Raw genomic sequence first — 16,792 nt, 5'->3', positions numbered from 1 at the left:
GCTCACGCCTCCTTCGTCTCGACGGGGCCGGCGGCAGGACCGGAGGGACGGCGGGTGCGGCGGATCGGCGGGTTGGCGCCCAGGCCCTTCGGGTCGAGGCCGGACCACTTGTGGCCGCTCGCGAAGAACTTCCGCCGGGCGATGAGCGTCATCAGCGGCTTGGTGAAGAAGAAGACCACGACCACGTCGAGGACGGTGGTCAGGCCCAGCGTGAACGCGAAGCCCTGGACCTTGCCGACGGTGACGATGAAGAGCACGGCGGCGGCGAGGAACGACACGAAGTCGGAGACCAGGATGGTGCGCCGGGCGCGCGGCCAGGCGCGTTCGACGGCCGGGCGCAGCGTCCGGCCCTCGCGGATCTCGTCCCGGACCCGTTCGAAGTACACGATGAACGAGTCGGCCGTGATGCCGATGGCGACGATGGCGCCGCAGACCGCCGGCAGGTTCAGCGCGAAGCCGATGGCCGGGCCGAGCAGCGCCATGATCACGTAGGTGAGCGCGGCGGAGACCAGCAGCGAGGCCATCGCGATGAGCGACAGACCGCGGTAGTAGGCCACCAGATACAGGACGACCAGGGCGAGACCGATGGCGCCCGCGAGCAGACCGGCGTGCAGCTGGTCGCCGCCGAGCGCGGCGGTCACCGTGGTGACGCTCTGCTCCTTGAAGGAGAGCGGGAGCGCACCGTACGACAGCATGTTGGCGAGGCTCTGCGCCTCTTCCTGCTTGAAGCTGCCGGAGATCTGGGCCTGGCCGCCGGTGATCGCGTTCCGCACGTAGGGGCTGGAGACGACGTTGCCGTCGAGCACGATCGCGAACTCGTTCTGCGGCTGCTGGTTCTGCGCGAGCTTCCCCGTGACGGCGGCGAACTTCTTGGAACCATTGCCGGTGAAGGTCATGTTGACCTGCCAGCCGGCCGCGCCCTGCGTGTCGAAGACGGCCTGGGCCTTCTTGACGTCGGTGCCGTCGACGGCGGCCGGGCCGAGGAGGTACTTGTACCAGACCTTGTCGACCTCACCGCAGGCCACGGTCGCGTCGCCGGGCTTGACGCCCTCGCCGGCCTTGGCGCGGACGGCGTCCTTGGAGCAGTCCAGGGTCGCGTACCTGGCCTGCAGCGCGGCGGCCGCGCCGGTGGAGGCGCCGCCGCTCGGCGCGGCCGACGGGCTCGGCGAGGAACCCGCCTTGGCGCCCGCGGAGGCCGACGGGGTGGAGTCGGTCTTCAGGCCGTCGGTGACGGCACGGCCCTGCGCGGTGGCCGAGGCCGACGGGGACGGGGACGTCGAGGAGGTCGCCTTCTGACCGGTGCCGGAGGGGCTCGCCGAAGGGCTCGGCGAGGCGCTCGACGCGCCGTTCGCGGACGCACTCGGCGAAGGGGTCACGGCGGCGGAACCGGTGGCCTCCTGGGACAGGACCGGACGGAAGTACAGCTTGGCGGTGGTGCCCACCTGCTGGCGGGCTTCCTCGGAGTTGGTGCCCTTGGGGATGTTCACGATGATGTTGCGATCGCCCTGCCTCTGCACCTCCGCCTCGGAGACGCCCAGCCCGTTGACACGGCGGTTCATGATGTTGACCGCGGTGTCCAGGTTGGCCTTGTTGATCGCGGATCCCTGGTCGGCCTTCGCCTCCAGCGTGATGCTGGTGCCGCCGGCAAGGTCGATGCCGAGACGCGGAGTGGTGTTTCCGGAGGCGAACATGCCTCCGGTGAGCCCCACGATGGCGATCATGATCAGGGCCAGCGAGCGCCCTGGCTTGCTCTGGGCACTCGCGCTCCGGCCCTTCTTAGGTGCTGCCACCTTCTCGTACTCCCTCTCGGGCCGCGTCGCGCCGGGTCAGCGCGGCGGCGGCCATGACATGGTGTCGGGATCCCCTGGCGAGATGCGCGCCACGGCGCGTACGGGTGTGGCCCGTACGCGCCGGGACCATGGCTACTTCTTCGTGTCGGAGTCGCCGTCGGTCTTCTTCGGCTCTTCGTCGGCGTCGGCCTGCCCGGTCTCGGCGGCCTTCTCCCGGACCTCGTCGGGTCCGTCCTTCTTGCCGAGGTCGACGGCCTTCTCGTCGGAGGCGGCGACAGCTTCGTCGGCGGGCTCGTCGGCACCGGCGGAGTCGGTGAGGGAGGAGGCGTCGTCCGGGACGATGTCGGTGTCGGACTTCAGGTCGTGCTCGATGCCGTGGACGATGCGGTTGTACTCGTCGTCGGTCAGGACGGCACCGATCGAGTTCTTCGCGAAGAGCAGTTCCACGCCCGGCCCCGCATCGAGGAGGATCGTGTCGTCACTGACCTCCTTGACCGTCGCGTACATGCCCCCGATGGTGCGGACACCGCTGCCGGGCTGCAGGTCGTTGCGCATGGCGGCCGCTTGCTGCTGCTTCTTCTTGGCCGACCTGGTCATCAGGAACATGGCCCCGATGAGCACGATGAACGGGAGGAGGGTCACAGGACTCACGGGTCGGAACTTCCTTCAAACGACCGCGACGCTTGAGCGGCCTGATGGATGGGGGTTGTGTGCTGCCGACAACTGCGGCATCGGCGGAGTCTAAGCGAGTCCGCGCGCAGGGAACAACGCCCAGCATGGCACCTGGGTTCCCCTCCCGGCCAAAGCCCCGGCCGCGGCCCCGCGCATCACGTACCGAACAGGTCTGGTTGCCCGCCGCCCAGGGCCTGGGGGCGCGAGGGCGTGAGCCCCAGGTGCGTCCACGCCGCCGGGGTGGCCACCCTGCCCCGCGGCGTACGGGCCAGCAGACCCTCCCTGACGAGGAACGGCTCGGCGACCTCCTCGACGGTCTCGCGCTCCTCCCCCACCGCGACGGCGAGGGTGGACAGGCCGACCGGACCGCCCGCGAACAGCTTCAGCAGGGCTTCCAGGACCGCTCGGTCCAGGCGGTCCAGCCCGCGCTCGTCCACCTCGTAGACCTTGAGGGCCGCCGCCGCGATCTCACGGGTGACGTTCCCGTCGGCCTTGACCTGCGCGTAGTCGCGCACCCGGCGCAGCAGACGGTTGGCGATACGGGGGGTGCCGCGGGAGCGGCCGGCGATCTCGGCGGCGCCGGCGGGGTCGATCGCCACGTCGAGCAGGTCGGCCGAACGGTGGATCACGCGCTGGAGTTCGCCGGGCTCGTAGAACTCCATGTGGGCGGTGAAGCCGAACCGGTCGCGCAGCGGGGGCGGCAGCAGCCCCGCGCGCGTGGTGGCGCCGACCAGGGTGAAGGGGGGCAGTTCGAGCGGGATGGCGGTGGCGCCGGGCCCCTTGCCGACGATGACGTCGACGCGGAAGTCCTCCATCGCCATGTACAGCATCTCCTCGGCGGGCCGGGACATGCGGTGGATCTCGTCGAGGAAGAGGACCTCGCCCTCCTGCAGGGAGGACAGGATCGCCGCGAGGTCGCCCGCGTGCTGGATGGCGGGACCGCTGGTGATGCGGATCGGGGCGCCCATCTCGGCGGCGATGATCATCGAGAGGGTGGTCTTGCCCAGGCCGGGCGCGCCGGAGAGCAGCACGTGGTCGGCGGTCGCGCCCCGCGCGCGTGCGGCGCGCAGGACGAGGTCGAGCTGTTCACGGACCTTCTCCTGACCGATGAACTCGCCCAGGTCCTTGGGGCGCAGGGCGGCCTCGACCGCCTGGTCCTCCCCGTCGGCGACAGAGCCCACCAGTCGTTCCGCGGCGGGGTCGGCGAGCCGCTCGGGGGCGGTCTCGTCGCTCGTGTCGTCCCAGTTCACTGACGTTCTCCTAGCGGGCGCGGTTCAGGGTCTGCAGGGCGGCCTTCAGCAGCGGGCCCACCTGGGGCGTGCCCTCGGCGGCCTCGGCCTGCGGGGTCACGGCGACGACCGCCTCGTCGGCCTCGCGGGTGGCGTACCCGAGGCCGATCAGAGCGGCGTGCAGCTGGTCGCGCCAGCCGCTGGTGACCGGCGCGCCGACCACGGGGGCGCCGACCGGCTCGCCCAGCCTGTCCTTGAGCTCGAGGAGCAGTTTCTGGGCGCCCCTCTTGCCGATGCCCGGCACCGCGATCAGCGCCTTCTCGTCGCCCGTGGCCACGGCCCGGCGCAGCGCGTCCGGGGCGTGCACCGCCAGCATGGCCTGGGCCAGCCGCGGGCCGACGCCGCTCGCGGTCTGCAGCAGCTCGAAGACCTGGCGTTCGTCGTCGTCCACGAAGCCGTACAGGGTCAGCGAGTCCTCCCGTACGACGAGGGAGGTGGCGAGCTTCGCCGGCCGGCCGAGCCGGAGCGTGGACAGCGTGTTCGGCGTGCACTGCAGGGCCATGCCCACGCCGCCCACCTCGATCACCGCGGAGTCGGGAGCGAGTGCGGCGACCGTGCCGCTGACGAAGGCGATCATGCCGTACGGCCTTTCGAAGGGATCGGGGAACGGGCCGCGTGGAGGGCGACGGCCTGCTGGAGTCGGTTCTGTGCGGGGGCGCGCCAGATGTGGCAGATGGCGAGCGCGAGGGCGTCGGCGGCGTCGGCCGGCTTGGGGGGCGCGTCGAGCCGGAGCAGGCGCGTGACCATCGCGCCGACCTGGGCCTTGTCTGCGCGTCCGCTGCCGGTGACGGCGGCCTTGACCTCGCTGGGGGTGTGCAGAGCGACGGGGATGCCGCGGCGGGCCGCGCACAGCATCGCGACGGCGCTGGCCTGGGCGGTGCCCATGACCGTGCGCACGTTGTGTTGGCTGAAAACCCGCTCCACGGCGACGAGTTCAGGCCGGTGTTCGTCGAGCCAGCGCTCCATGCCCTGCTCCACGGCGACCAGGCGCTGCCCCAACTCGGCGTCGGCGGGCGTGCGTACGACGCCCACGCCGAGCATGGTGAGCGGTCGTCCCGCGACGCCCTCGACGACGCCGAGACCGCACCGGGTCAGTCCGGGGTCCACACCCAGTACCCGCACGCGCCCTCCCCTTCACCGCCGGCCGTCCGTCGCCCGGTGACCTCGGACGTCGTCCGTCCGGTCTCTGACGTCGTCAGGCTATCCGCAGGCACCGACAACGACGTCGGGCCGGCAGGACGTGTCCCACCGGCCCGACGGGTCCGCCCGGTTCGCGGCGGCCCTACGCGTCGACCTTCTCCATGACCTCGTCGCTGACGTCGAAGTTGGCGAAGACGTTCTGCACGTCGTCGCTGTCCTCCAGCGCGTCGATCAGCTTGAAGATCTTCCTCGCGCCTTCCTCGTCCAGCTCGACCTGCATGGTCGGGACGAAGTTGGCGTCGGCGGAGTCGTAGTCGATGCCGGCCTCCTGGAGGGCCGTGCGCACCGCGACCAGGTCGGTGGCCTCGCTGAGCACCTCGAAGGACTCGCCGAGGTCGTTGACCTCCTCGGCGCCCGCGTCGAGCACCGCGCCCAGCACGTCGTCCTCGCCCAGCTCGCCCTTGGGGACGATCACGACGCCCTTGCGGTTGAAGAGGTACGACACGGAGCCGGGGTCGGCCATGGAGCCGCCGTTGCGGGTCATGGCGACGCGCACGTCGGAGGCGGCCCGGTTGCGGTTGTCGGTGAGGCACTCGATGAGCACGGCCACGCCGTTCGGGCCGTAACCCTCGTACATGATCGTCTCGTAGTCGGCGCCACCGGCTTCGAGACCGCCGCCGCGCTTGATCGCCGAGTCGATGTTCTTGTTCGGAACCGACGACTTCTTGGCCTTCTGCACGGCGTCGTACAGCGTGGGGTTGCCTTCCAGGTCCACGCCGCCCATGCGCGCCGCGACCTCGATGTTCTTGATCAGCTTCGCGAAGAGCTTGCCGCGCTTGGCGTCGATCACGGCCTTCTTGTGCTTCGTCGTAGCCCATTTAGAGTGGCCGGACATCTGCCTGTCTCCTTCGCGTAACCCGTCTCGTCCGAACTCCCCCGGACGTCGAGAGCCTGGGGGACCCCCGAATCCTACAAGGACTCGGCCGCCCGGTTCGCGCGCACCATGTCGACGAACAGGGAGTGCACGCGGTGGTCGCCGGTCAGCTCCGGGTGGAACGACGTGGCGAGCGCGTTGCCCTGACGGACCGCGACGATGTGACCGTCGTGCTCGGCGAGCACCTCGGCCGCCGCGCCGACCGACTCCACCCAGGGGGCGCGGATGAACACGCCGTCGACGGGAGCGCCGGCGACGCCCTCGACGTCCACGGACGCCTCGAAGGACTCGTTCTGCCGTCCGAAGGCGTTGCGGCGCACGATCATGTCGATGCCGCCGACGGTCTCCTGACCCGAGCGCGGGTCGAGGATCTTGTCGGCGAGCAGGATCAGGCCCGCGCAGGTGCCGTAGACGGGCATCCCGCTCCGCACGCGCGCGCGGAGCGGTTCCATCACGCCGAAGAGGACGGCCAGCTTGGAGATGGTCGTGGACTCTCCGCCGGGCAGGACGAGGCCGTCGACCCCGGCCAGTTCCTCGGGGCGACGCACCGGCCTGGCCACGGCGTCGGCCGCGGCCAGGGCGACGAGATGCTCCCGTACGTCGCCCTGGAGGGCCAGGACGCCTATGACAGGGACTTCGTTGCTCATGAGGACGATTACCAGCCGCGGTTGGCGTAGCGCTCGGCCTCGGGCAGGGTGTCGCAGTTGATGCCGACCATGGCCTCGCCGAGGTTGCGGGACGCGTCCGCGATGATCTTCGGGTCGTCGTAGAAGGTGGTGGCCTTCACGATGGCGGCGGCGCGCTTGGCCGGGTCGCCGGACTTGAAGATGCCGGAGCCGACGAAGACGCCCTCGGCGCCGAGCTGGCGCATCAGCGCGGCGTCGGCCGGGGTCGCCACGCCGCCGGCGGAGAACAGCACGACGGGGAGCTTGCCGAGCTCGGCGACCTCCTTGACCAGCTCGTAGGGGGCGCGCAGGTCCTTGGCGGCGGCGTACAGCTCGTTGTTGTCGAAGCCGCGCAGCCGGGCGATCTCGTTCTTGATCTGCCGCAGGTGGCGGACGGCCTCGACGACGTTGCCGGTGCCGGCCTCGCCCTTGGAGCGGATCATCGCGGCGCCCTCGGCGATGCGGCGCAGGGCCTCGCCCAGGTTGGTGGCGCCGCAGACGAAGGGGGTCGTGAACGCGAACTTGTCGGAGTGGTTGACCTCGTCGGCCGGGGTGAGGACCTCGGACTCGTCGATGTAGTCCACGCCGAGCGACTGCAGCACCTGGGCCTCGACGAAGTGGCCGATGCGGGACTTGGCCATGACCGGGATCGAGACGGCCTCGATGATGCCTTCGATCATGTCGGGGTCGGACATGCGGGCCACGCCGCCGTCCTTGCGGATGTCGGCCGGGACCCGCTCGAGCGCCATGACGGCGACCGCGCCCGCGTCCTCGGCGATCTTCGCCTGCTCCGGCGTGACGACGTCCATGATCACGCCGCCCTTGAGCTGCTCGGCCATGCCGCGCTTCACGCGCGCGGTGCCGGTCTCGGGGGTCTGGTTGTCGGAGATCGTGCTGGACACGGGGTGACCTCGCTCGCTTAAAAGAGGATTTGTGCAGCACCGAGGAAACGTGAGCGGGCCAGTCCACAGCAAGGGCCAATGAACAGCCGGTGGATCCTTTTCGTCAGCTCGCCCGGTCCACGAGTGCGGCCGGCGGTTCGTCGTCCATCTCGAAGGCCAGCGGGAACGGGGCGTGGCCGGCGAGCCGGAACCAGCGCACCTTGCGGTGTTCGCGCAGTCTGCGGGCCGCGCCCACGGCGTCGTTGTGGAAGCGGCGGGCCATGGGGACCCGGCGGACGGCCTCCGTGAGCTCGCGGGCCGCCGCCTCTCCCCCGGGCGCCACGCGCACGCCGTCCAGCTGCTGGGCGTCCGCGAAGACGGCCCGCAGGGCCTGGCTGAGTTCGCTCTCGGCGACCTCCCGCTGCTCCTCCTCGGCCTGCCGGGCGGCGTGCGCGGCCTCGTACAGGACGATCGAGGCCGCGGGATCGAGGACCTTGGAGGTGGCCAGTTCCTGCGCCACCGAGGCACGGCGCAGCAACTGCGCGTCCAGCGCGGCGCGGGTGGCGTCGATGCGGGTGTGCAGCCGGTCCAGTCGTCCCGCCGTCCAGCTCAGGTAGAGGCCGATCACGACGAGGACGGCCAGGATCCAGATCAGGGTTGCGGTCACGGGCGGCAAGGCTACCCGTGCGTCTCACGCGCGCGTGCTCCGCGCCCGTACGCCCGGCGGAGGACGGGCGCCCGCCCGGGCGCCTCACCGCGGGGCTCCGGCCGGGCGTCCCGGGCGCGGCCCCGGCTCGGCGGCGCCGGCCGGGGCCGGGTCCGGGAGCGCGCGCCCGTCACTCCCGCGCCAGGCCGAGTCTGGAGCGCAGGCCCGTCGGCCCCCGGTCCTCCTCGGCCGCCACCGCCGCCGCGCCGCCCGTCACCGTCTCGTACACCGACAGGATGTCGGCGCCGACGGTCGACCAGTCGAAGCGCCGTACGTGCGCGCTGCCGCGCTCGCGCAGTTCGGCCCTGCGCCCGGGGTCGCCCAGGAGACGCACCGCCGCCTCGGCCAGCGCGTCCGCGTCCTCGTTGGCGAACAGCTCGCCCGCCGCGCCCTGGTCGAGCACCTGGGCGAAGGCGTCGAGGTCGGAGGCGAGCACCGGGGCGCCGGCCGACATGGCCTCGACGAGGATGATGCCGAAGCTCTCGCCGCCCGTGTTGGGCGCGACGTAGACGTCGACGCTGCGCAGGAAACGCGCCTTGTCCTCGTCGCTGACCATGCCGAGGAACTCCACGCGCGCGCGCAGTTCCCCGGGCAGGTCCGCCACCGCCTCCTTCTCGTCGCCGCGGCCGGCGACCAGCAGCCGGGCGTCCGGCCGCTCGGCGAAGATCCGCGGCAGCGCCTTCATCAGCACCGGCAGGCCCTTGCGGGGCTCGTCGATGCGGCCGATGAAGCCGAGGGTCTCGCCCTGCCACGCGGGGTTGGGCTCGGCCCGCGCGAAGAAGTCGACGTCGACGCCGTTGGGGATGACGACCGCGTCCCCGCCGAGGTGCTCCACCAGCGTGCGCCGGGCGTACTCGCTGACCGCGATCCGCGCGCTGATCTTCTCCAGGGCTGCCTGAAGGATCGAGTAGGCGGCGATCATCGCGCGCGAGCGCGGGTTGGACGTGTGGAAGGTGGCCACTATCGGCCCCGACGCCGCCCAGCAGGTCAGCAGGCCGAGGGACGGCGAGGTCGGCTCGTGGATGTGGACGACGTCGAACGCCCCGTCGTGCAGCCAGCGCCGCACGCGCGCGGCGGACAGGAACCCGAAGTTGAGGCGGGCGACCGAGCCGTTGTAGGGCACCGGGACGGCGCGGCCGGCCGAGACGACGTACGGGGGCAGCGGGGTGTCGTCGTCGGCGGGGGCCAGGACGGATACCTCGTGGCCGAGCCCGAGGAAGTACTCGGCGAGGTCGCGGATGTGGAACTGGACGCCGCCCGGCACGTCCCAGGAGTAGGGGCAGACGATGCCGATCCTCACGCCGGGTCCCCGTCCGACGGGCGGGGTTCCAGGTCCGCGAGCCACAAACGCTGGAGCATGTGCCAGTCCTCCGGGTGGTCGGCGATGCCGGTGGCGAAGGCGTCCGCCAGGGCCTGTGTCATGACGGACGTCTTCTCGGCCCGGGTGCCTGACCCGGGCGTCTCGATCGGTGGGTGCACGCGGCCCTGCATGACGGGCGAGTCGTCGTACCAGAGGGTGACGGGGAGCAGGAGCGCGCCCGTCTGCTGGGCGAGCAGGGACGGGCCCGCGGGCATCCGCATCCGGTCCCCGAAGAAGTCCACCTCGACGCCGGAGGCCGACAGGTCCCGCTCGGCGACCAGACAGACCAGGCCGCCCTCGCGCAGCCGCCGGGCCAGGGTGCCGAACGCGGTGCCGCCGGTGTGCGGCAGCACCTCCATGCCGAGCCCCTCCCGGTAGGCCACGAACCGGTCGTACAGCGTTTCCGGCTTCAGGCGCTCGGCGACGGTGGTGAACGGCGTCTTCAGCTCGGTGGTGACCCAGGCGCCGGCCAGGTCCCAGTTCGCCATGTGCGGCAGGGCGAGGACGACGCCCCGGCCGGAGGCGATGCCGTCCGTCAGATGGTGCAGGCCCTTGGGGTCGAAGCCGCTTCGCACGCGCGCGACGCTCCAGGCCGGCAGCCGGAAGGACTCCATCCAGTACCGCAGATAGGAGCGCATCCCCGCGCGCGAGAGCTCGGCCAGGCGCTCGGGGCTCGCGTCCGGCACCACGCGCGCGTAGTTGCTCTCCAGCCTCCGCACGCCCTTGCCGCGTCGCTTCCACGCGAGGTCGGCGACGGTGCGGCCGAGCCGTACGGCGACCGGCTCGGGAAGCTTCTTGACGGTGCTCCAGCCGAGGCCGTACAGCGCGTCGGCCAGCCGCTCCTGGGCGCTCACTTCGCGGCCTCGCTCCCCCGGGACTCGCCCTGGGCCTCGTGTCCCCCGGCTTCGCGCGCCGCGGCCGCCTCGGCCTCCGCCGACTCCCGCCGGACCGTGACGACGCGCTGGATCAGCGTGATCATGCTGCCCACGGCGACGATCCACAGGGCGATCGGCAGCAGCACCTGGATGCCCGGCACGCCGAAGCCGTGCAGGCCGGCCAGACCGGCGGCGACCAGGGAGATGACCAGGCGCTCCGCCCGCTCCACGAGCCCGTTCACGGCGACCGGCAGGCCGATCGACTCGCCCCGCGCCTTGGTGTAGGACACCACCTGACCGCTGGCCAGGCAGAAGATCGACACCGCGCACAGGGCGTTGTCGTTCCCGTTGCCCGCGTACCAGAGGGCGAAGCCGCCGAAGATCGCGCCGTCGGCGACCCGGTCGAGGGTCGAGTCCAGGAAGGCGCCCCAGCGGCTGCTGCGGCCGAGCTGCCGGGCCATGTTGCCGTCGACGAGGTCGGAGAACACGAAGAGCGTGATCACGATCGTGCCCCAGAAGAACTCCCCCCCGGGATAGAAGACCAGCGCGCCCGCGATCACGCCGGCGGTGCCGAGGAGCGTGACCGTGTCGGGGCTCACGCCCCTGCGGATGAGAAACGCGGCGAACGGTGTGAGGACACGCGTGAAGAATGCACGCGCGTACTTGTTCAGCATGGCCTTCCCGAGGGTTCGGTGTGGCCGTGCGGCCCCTGCTGGCCACCGGCTGGCCCATCGTAGCCACGCGCGTGCGGGTGCGACGGTCGGGCAGCGGGCCCCGTGTCCCGTGGGACCGGCGTCCGGGTCACGGACGGGTCGGGTCCGTCGTATGGACGAGCGGTGACGGGAGTGGAAAGCTCGAAGGACCGCGGGCGTCGCCGGAGCCGCCATCGCACGCGGGGCCGCCGTGCCCGCGCCCCCAGTGACCTCACCGTGCACGGGAGGCAAGGAAATGGGCGACAAGGCGAACGCACACCCCGGAGCCGCCGGCAGGGCCACAGCGGCCGACCACCCCGCGTCCGTGCGGAACGTGGTGCTGGTCGGCCACAGCGGATCGGGCAAGACGACGCTGGTGGAGGCTCTCGCGCTCACGGCGGGAGCGGTGAACCGGGCGGGCCGTGTGGAGGACGGCGGCACCGTCTCCGACTACGACGAGATCGAGCACCGGCAGCAGCGCTCGGTGCAGCTCTCCCTGGTGCCCGTCGAATGGGACGGCATCAAGATCAACCTTCTCGACACCCCCGGATACGCCGACTTCGTCGGGGAGCTCAGGGCCGGTCTGCGCGCCGCGGACGCGGCCCTCTTCGTCGTCTCGGCGGCGGACGGCGTGGACGGCTCGACCCGCATGGTGTGGGAGGAGTGCGCGGCCGTCGCCATGCCCCGCGCGATCGTCGTCACGCATCTGGAAGCGGCGCGCGCGGACTTCGAGGAGATGACCCGGATCTGCGCGGAGGCCTTCGGCGGGGACGACCCGGACGCCGTGCTGCCGCTGTACCTGCCGCTGCGCGGGCCCGAGGGGCCCGACGGGCACGCGCCCGTGACCGGGCTGACCGGGCTGCTGTCCCGGACGCTGTTCGACTACTCCCGCGGCCGGCGCGAGGAGTCCCAGCCGGGCGAGGACCAGTTGCCGGGTCTGGAGGAGGCCCGCAACCGGCTGATCGAGGGAATCATCGCCGAGAGCGAGGACGAGACCCTCATGGACCGCTATCTCGGCGGCGAGCAGATCGACGTCAAGACCCTCGTCGAGGACCTGGAGCGGGCCGTCTCGCGCGGCACGTTCTTCCCCGTGCTGCCGGCCGCACCGGCCGCCGACGGAGCCCGGCAGGGCCTCGGCACGGTCGAGCTGCTGGAGCTGGTCACCAGGGGTTTCCCGACGCCCCTGGAGCGCGAGGCGCCCCGTGTGACGACCGTCGACGGCGAGCCGCGCGAGCTGAAGCGCTGCGATCCCGGCGGCCCGCTGGTCGCGGAGGTCGTGAAGACCTCCTCCGACCCCTACGTCGGCCGGGTCTCGCTCGTGCGCGTCTTCTCCGGCACCCTGCATCCCGACGCGACCGTCCACGTCTCGGGGCACGGCCTCGCCGACCGGGGCCACGAGGACCATGACGTCGACGAACGCGTCGGCGCCCTGTCCGCACCGTTCGGCAAGCAGCAGCGGACCCTGACGCACTGCATCGCGGGCGACCTCGCGTGCGTGGCGAAACTCGGCCGCGCGGAGACCGGCGACACCCTCTCCGCCAAGGACGACCCGCTCCTGATGGAGCCCTGGCAGATGCCCGACCCGCTGCTCCCGCTCGCCATCCGGGCACACAGCAAGGCCGACGAGGACAAGCTCTCGCAAGGCCTGGGCCGGCTGGTCGCCGAGGACCCGACGATGCGCCTGGAACAGAACCAGCACACTCACCAGGTGGTCCTGTGGTGCCTGGGCGAGGCCCATTCGGACGTCGCCCTGGAACGACTGCGCTCCCGCTACGGCGTCCAGGTCGACGTCGTCCCGCACAAGGTCTCGCTGCGGGAGACGTTCGCGGAGCGGTCCGCGGGGCGCGGGCGGCACGTGAAGCAGTCCGGCGGGCACGGGCAGTACGCGGTCTGCGAGATCGAGGTGGAGCCGCTGCCGGGCGGCTCGGGCATCGAGTTCGTGGACAAGGTCGTGGGCGGCGCGGTGCCGCGCCAGTTCATCCCCTCCGTCGAGAAGGGCGTACGGGCGCAGGCGGCGAAGGGCGTGGCGGCAGGGCATCCGCTGGTCGACGTCCGGATCACGCTGCTCGACGGCAAGGCGCACTCGGTGGACTCCTCCGACGCCGCGTTCCAGACGGCCGGCGCGCTCGCGCTTCGGGAGGCCGCGGCCGACGCGAGGATCCATCTGCTGGAGCCGGTGGCCGAGGTGTCCGTCCTGGTCGGCGACGACTACGTGGGCGCCGTGATGAGCGATCTGTCGGGGCGGCGCGGCCGGGTGCTGGGCACCGAGCAGACCAGCGGCAACCGCACCCTCGTACGGGCCGAGGTGCCCGAGATCGAGATCGGCCGGTACGCGGTCGACCTGCGCTCGCTCTCGCACGGCACGGCGCGGTTCCACCGTGTCTACGCCCGGCACGAGCCGATGCCGGCGCAGGTCGCCGACAAGGTCCGCCAACAGGCGCAGGACGGGTGACGGTTGGGGCTGGGCCGTACTCAAGTGGCCTGTGCGGAAGGTGATCCTCCGATTCGGCGGGCGGCTTCGGCCGTCCGCCGACGGATGTCAGCGGCGGCCGATACCCTGATGACCTGATCAACAGGTGTGCGGAGTACGGAAGTCGGGAAAGCCGCAGGAGCGGGACGGCGGCGAGTGGGGGCGGGAATGACCGTGGAGGACTTCTTCGGGCCACAGGTGCCCCGGGCGGGCGGCGCGGGCGGCGCGCCCACGTTCGCGTTGGCATCGGCGGCCTACCGGGACACCCCGATGGAGGAGATCAAGAAGGCCGACAACGAGTGGCACCAGTCGACGGTCAAGGAAGGCCGGAAATGGGCGAAGATCTTCCGCCCCAACTTCGGTGAGGCGTACTCGCAGGCGGTGATCGACCGCATGCTGGGCGTCGGCCGGGCGCCGCTCATCCAGTCCTTCGGCAGCGAGCCCCAGGTGGTCGTCGAGCACTGTCTCGCGGCCACGCGCATCCGCCGGGAGCGGGACACCAAGCTGACCGGCCTGATGCTGCTGTGCGGTGTGCTCTTCCTGCCCGGCCTGCTGGTCTGGCTGCTCGTCTTCCAGCTCCGCGCCACCATGGGCAGGACCGACGACAAGCGGATCTCCGGACTGGGCACGGGCCTGCTGGTCGCCGTCGGCGCCCTCGCCGTGATCTTCCTGGTCCGGATGCCGTTCACCGGCCTGGCGGGGTGGTACGCGCGCGGGTGCATCGTGGCCCCCGTCGTCGGCTGGTTCCTGGCCAAGCGGGTCTGCGAGAGCACCGCGAGGGACCTGCGCGAGGCCTGGAGCGGCCTGCTCTCCGGCGGCGCCGTCGGCGCCAAGGTCCCCGAGGCCGTCCCGACCAGTCCCGACCAGGCCGCGGCCGAGCAGCTGCGCCAGTCCCTGGCCAGGCTCAGCGCCGAGCAGCAGTCCAACTCGGTCTTCTACGCGGGCCCCAAGGGCATACTGGGCATGGGCACCCGCTGGGGCTCCTGGCACCTCGCCGAGGAGCTGACGCCGCTCGACACGGTCAAGGGCATCCACGAGTTCCGCAGCTGGACCGTGGTCCGGGCGATCCACGACGAGCTGAGCGTGCTGCACCGGCAGAGCCTGAAGACCGGGGGCTTCCCGGAGCCTCAGGTACGGCACTGGATCGTCACGCACGTGGGCGAGGGCGCCAAGGAGGTGTCCCGGCCCGAGGGGACGGACGTCGAGGCGTACCAGGTCAAGCCCAGGGCCGTGGAGGACATCTGCAACAACCAGCAGTTCGACAGCGGCGACCGGCACTATCTGGGCGTGCAGTGGCCGCACCTGTGGAACGGCAATCTGATCCTGACCCTGATGATCACCGTGACGGTGCTCAAGGAGACCCTGCGCATCGAGGTCACCGGCCACGCCCTGGGCCCCGTCAACGGACTGTTCAGCGCCAAGCCGACGGCTCCCACCAGGGAGGTCGCCAAGACCGTCCGCTTCTGGGAGACCCGGACGGTCAAGCTGCCGCTGGTCACCGCCGACGAGGTCGTCCGGCTCGCCGCGCGCGCCACGATCAGCTGGTACCCGCCGGTGCTGAAGTGGCTCGGCGGCTCCATAGGGCTTCCCGAGCCCTTCGGTCTGCGGCATGCCTGGGCGGACCAGCCCTGGAAGCACCGCTTCATGGCCGACGACGCTCTGCGTGCGGCCACTCCGGTGCTGCGTGCGGTGCACAGGGCGGCGCTGAGGGTGCTCCGCGAGCACGACGTCGACGTGGAGAAGTTCAGCTCGCGGGCGTCCGTCCTCAGCGGGGCGGTGCAGGAGACGTCCCCGAAAAAGGCCGACACGTACGACGCTTGAGGCCTCCGGCCGAGGCCGGGGCGAGGTCCGGCGGGGGCGGGGTCCGGTGCGGGCGAGGCCGGTGACCGCGTCCGGGGGCCGCCGCTCCCGGACCTCGCTTCCGGCTTGGCCGGCCCCGTCCTCGAGCGCCGGTCCGGCCGACCGTGCCCGGCCGTGGCTGCAACGCCCCGCCGGGCGGTCAGGGCGAGGTCGGCCAGGCCTCGGCCAGCATCTTCCTCGTGTCCGCCAGGAGTTGGGGCAGTACGCGCGTGTGCCCCACGACCGGCATGAAGTTCGTGTCGCCGCCCCAGCGGGGCACGATGTGCTGGTGGAGGTGGGCCGCGATGCCGGCCCCCGCCACGCCCCCCTGGTTCATGCCGATGTTGAAGCCGTGCGCGCCGGACGCGGTACGCAGCGCGGTCATCGCCTGCTTGGTCAGCTCGGCGAGCTCGGCGGTCTCCGGGACGGTCAGATCGGTGTAGTCGGCGACGTGCCGGTAGGGCACGGCCATCAGGTGGCCGCCGTTGTACGGGTACAGGTTGAGCACCGCGTACACATACTCGCCGCGTCGGACGATCAGCCCGTCCTCGTCGGACTTCGCCGGGATCGAGCAGAACGGGCAGCCGTCCTCGGCCCCCGGGCCGGTCGGCTTGTTCTCACCCTGGATGTAGGCCATCCGGTGGGGCGTCCACAGGCGCTGGAACGAGTCCTGCGTCCCCACTCCGATCTGCTGCTCCGGCTCACTCGTCATGCCAGGCAGCATATTGCTTCGCCCGTTCGCGGCGTGTCGCCGGGGCCGCGGGGAGCGGCTTCCGCGCCAAGCTGGCTCGATGGACGCCCACAGCCGCACGGCCCGTGACGACAGCCGCCTGGCACGCTGGGAGGACCACGTCGAGCTGCCGCTGGCCCTCGGTTCGCTGATCTACCTGGCCGCGTACGCCGTCCATGTCCTCTCCCCCGGCATGGCCGCCATCGGACACGACATCTGCCTGGGGGTGCTCTACACCACCTGGGCGGTGTTCGGCGTGGACTACGCGGTGCGCTGGCGGCTCAGCGGACGCGGGCCGAGCTTCGTGAGGACCCACGGGCTGGACACCGTCGTGCTGATCCTTCCGCTGCTGCGCCCGCTGCGGATCGTGAAGGTGTACCAGGCGATGGCGCGCCGGCGCGGAGTGCCCCGGCTCTCCCTGTACGCGCGCGTGGTGGTCTATGCCGGGCTGGCCACCCTGCTGCTCGGCTTCGCCGGTGCGCTGGCCGTCTACCAGCAGGAACGCGGCGCGCCAGGGGCCAACATCCGCACCTTCGGCGACTCGCTGTGGTGGACCGCCACCACCCTCACGACCGTCGGTTACGGAGACGTCGTGCCGGTGACGTCGTGGGGCCGGGTCATCGCCGTCGGCGTCATGGCCTGCGGCCTCGCCCTGCTGGGCGCGGTCACCGGCTCGTTCTCGTCGTGGCTGCTCCAGGTGTTCTCCCGGGAGGGCGACGAGCAGCCCCCGGGGAGCTGATCGCTCCCCG

Annotated in this window: 15 protein-coding genes and 1 pseudogene; 3 read left to right on the top strand and 13 right to left on the bottom strand. The window is 71.8% G+C overall.

What is annotated here, in order from left to right:
- Positions 1 to 2: 2 nt before the first annotated feature.
- From secD to pgsA, 12 genes and pseudogenes are all read right to left on the bottom strand, one after another.
- Positions 3 to 1,790, bottom strand: a complete 1,788-nt coding sequence (gene secD / locus IE239_RS09390) for a protein translocase subunit SecD (RefSeq protein WP_190148816.1) — start codon at positions 1,788 to 1,790, stop codon at positions 3 to 5.
- Positions 1,791 to 1,922: 132 nt separating this feature from the next.
- Positions 1,923 to 2,441 carry a preprotein translocase subunit YajC gene (yajC, locus tag IE239_RS09385; protein WP_190148815.1) on the bottom strand — a complete coding sequence of 173 codons (519 nt, stop codon included), beginning with the start codon at positions 2,439 to 2,441 and terminating at the stop codon, positions 1,923 to 1,925.
- 176 nt (positions 2,442 to 2,617) lie between these two features.
- Positions 2,618 to 3,712, bottom strand: coding sequence for a Holliday junction branch migration DNA helicase RuvB (gene ruvB, locus IE239_RS09380; RefSeq protein ID WP_190148814.1), 1,095 nt, complete (start codon positions 3,710 to 3,712; stop codon positions 2,618 to 2,620).
- 10 nt (positions 3,713 to 3,722) lie between these two features.
- Positions 3,723 to 4,328 carry a Holliday junction branch migration protein RuvA gene (ruvA, locus tag IE239_RS09375; RefSeq protein ID WP_190148813.1) on the bottom strand — a complete coding sequence of 202 codons (606 nt, stop codon included), beginning with the start codon at positions 4,326 to 4,328 and terminating at the stop codon, positions 3,723 to 3,725.
- Positions 4,325 to 4,873 (bottom strand): crossover junction endodeoxyribonuclease RuvC, encoded by a 549-nt coding sequence (ruvC, locus tag IE239_RS09370; protein WP_190148812.1) that lies wholly within the window; start codon positions 4,871 to 4,873, stop codon positions 4,325 to 4,327. Before ruvC ends, ruvA begins: the two co-directional genes overlap by 4 nt.
- A 160-nt stretch (positions 4,874 to 5,033) precedes the next feature.
- Positions 5,034 to 5,786, bottom strand: a complete 753-nt coding sequence (locus tag IE239_RS09365) for a YebC/PmpR family DNA-binding transcriptional regulator (RefSeq protein WP_190148811.1) — start codon at positions 5,784 to 5,786, stop codon at positions 5,034 to 5,036.
- A gap of 74 nt (positions 5,787 to 5,860) precedes the next feature.
- Positions 5,861 to 6,472, bottom strand: a complete 612-nt coding sequence (gene pdxT / locus IE239_RS09360) for a pyridoxal 5'-phosphate synthase glutaminase subunit PdxT (RefSeq protein ID WP_190148810.1) — start codon at positions 6,470 to 6,472, stop codon at positions 5,861 to 5,863.
- Positions 6,473 to 6,480: 8 nt separating this feature from the next.
- Positions 6,481 to 7,392, bottom strand: a complete 912-nt coding sequence (gene pdxS / locus IE239_RS09355; protein ID WP_190148809.1) for a pyridoxal 5'-phosphate synthase lyase subunit PdxS — start codon at positions 7,390 to 7,392, stop codon at positions 6,481 to 6,483.
- Between the two features lie 103 nt (positions 7,393 to 7,495).
- Complete coding sequence (locus IE239_RS09350; protein WP_190148808.1) at positions 7,496 to 8,038, bottom strand: LemA family protein; 543 nt, start codon at positions 8,036 to 8,038, stop codon at positions 7,496 to 7,498.
- A 169-nt stretch (positions 8,039 to 8,207) separates the two neighbouring features.
- Positions 8,208 to 9,377 (bottom strand): glycosyltransferase family 4 protein, encoded by a 1,170-nt coding sequence (locus IE239_RS09345; RefSeq protein WP_190148807.1) that lies wholly within the window; start codon positions 9,375 to 9,377, stop codon positions 8,208 to 8,210.
- Positions 9,374 to 10,291 (bottom strand): phosphatidylinositol mannoside acyltransferase, encoded by a 918-nt coding sequence (locus tag IE239_RS09340; protein ID WP_190148806.1) that lies wholly within the window; start codon positions 10,289 to 10,291, stop codon positions 9,374 to 9,376. Before IE239_RS09340 ends, IE239_RS09345 begins: the two co-directional genes overlap by 4 nt.
- Positions 10,288 to 11,044 (bottom strand): annotated as a pseudogene (gene pgsA, locus IE239_RS09335) (phosphatidylinositol phosphate synthase). The gene IE239_RS09340 and the pseudogene pgsA overlap by 4 nt, the downstream one beginning before the upstream one ends.
- 216 nt (positions 11,045 to 11,260) lie before the next feature.
- On the opposite strand from pgsA, the gene IE239_RS09330 reads away from it, so the two are divergent.
- Complete coding sequence (locus IE239_RS09330; protein WP_190148804.1) at positions 11,261 to 13,456, top strand: elongation factor G-like protein EF-G2; 2,196 nt, start codon at positions 11,261 to 11,263, stop codon at positions 13,454 to 13,456.
- A gap of 186 nt (positions 13,457 to 13,642) precedes the next feature.
- The gene (locus IE239_RS09325) at positions 13,643 to 15,295 is read left to right on the top strand and encodes an AbeC-like domain-containing protein (RefSeq protein WP_190148803.1); all 1,653 of its coding nucleotides are present in this window, start codon (positions 13,643 to 13,645) and stop codon (positions 15,293 to 15,295) included.
- A 178-nt stretch (positions 15,296 to 15,473) separates the two neighbouring features.
- Here IE239_RS09325 and IE239_RS09320 read toward each other — a convergent pair whose 3' ends face one another.
- Entirely contained in the window at positions 15,474 to 16,037 is a 564-nt protein-coding gene (locus IE239_RS09320; protein ID WP_190148802.1) for an HIT family protein, read from the bottom strand.
- A gap of 67 nt (positions 16,038 to 16,104) precedes the next feature.
- Here IE239_RS09320 and IE239_RS09315 point away from each other — a divergent pair, with 67 nt between their 5' ends.
- Positions 16,105 to 16,782, top strand: a complete 678-nt coding sequence (locus IE239_RS09315) for a potassium channel family protein (RefSeq protein WP_190148801.1) — start codon at positions 16,105 to 16,107, stop codon at positions 16,780 to 16,782.
- Positions 16,783 to 16,792 lie beyond the last annotated feature (10 nt).

The sequence above is a fragment of the Streptomyces humidus genome (assembly GCF_014649655.1).
In the GTDB taxonomy this organism is placed as follows: Bacteria; Actinomycetota; Actinomycetes; order Streptomycetales; family Streptomycetaceae; genus Streptomyces; species Streptomyces humidus.
The sequence above is the reverse complement of the archived record's forward strand: the minus strand, read 5'-3'. Positions and strand labels throughout refer to the sequence as shown.

Bases quoted from the DNA above. Each gene is read 5' to 3' on its own strand.
- ruvA (WP_190148813.1), bottom strand. From the start codon at position 4,328: ATGATCGCCTTCGTCAGCGGCACGGTCGCCGCACTCGCTCCCGACTCC.
- IE239_RS09365 (WP_190148811.1), bottom strand. From the start codon at position 5,786: ATGTCCGGCCACTCTAAATGGGCTACGACGAAGCACAAGAAGGCCGTG.
- pdxT (WP_190148810.1), bottom strand. From the start codon at position 6,472: ATGAGCAACGAAGTCCCTGTCATAGGCGTCCTGGCCCTCCAGGGCGAC.
- IE239_RS09330 (WP_190148804.1), top strand. From the start codon at position 11,261: ATGGGCGACAAGGCGAACGCACACCCCGGAGCCGCCGGCAGGGCCACA.
- IE239_RS09325 (WP_190148803.1), top strand. From the start codon at position 13,643: ATGACCGTGGAGGACTTCTTCGGGCCACAGGTGCCCCGGGCGGGCGGC.
- IE239_RS09320 (WP_190148802.1), bottom strand. From the start codon at position 16,037: ATGCTGCCTGGCATGACGAGTGAGCCGGAGCAGCAGATCGGAGTGGGG.
- IE239_RS09315 (WP_190148801.1), top strand. From the start codon at position 16,105: ATGGACGCCCACAGCCGCACGGCCCGTGACGACAGCCGCCTGGCACGC.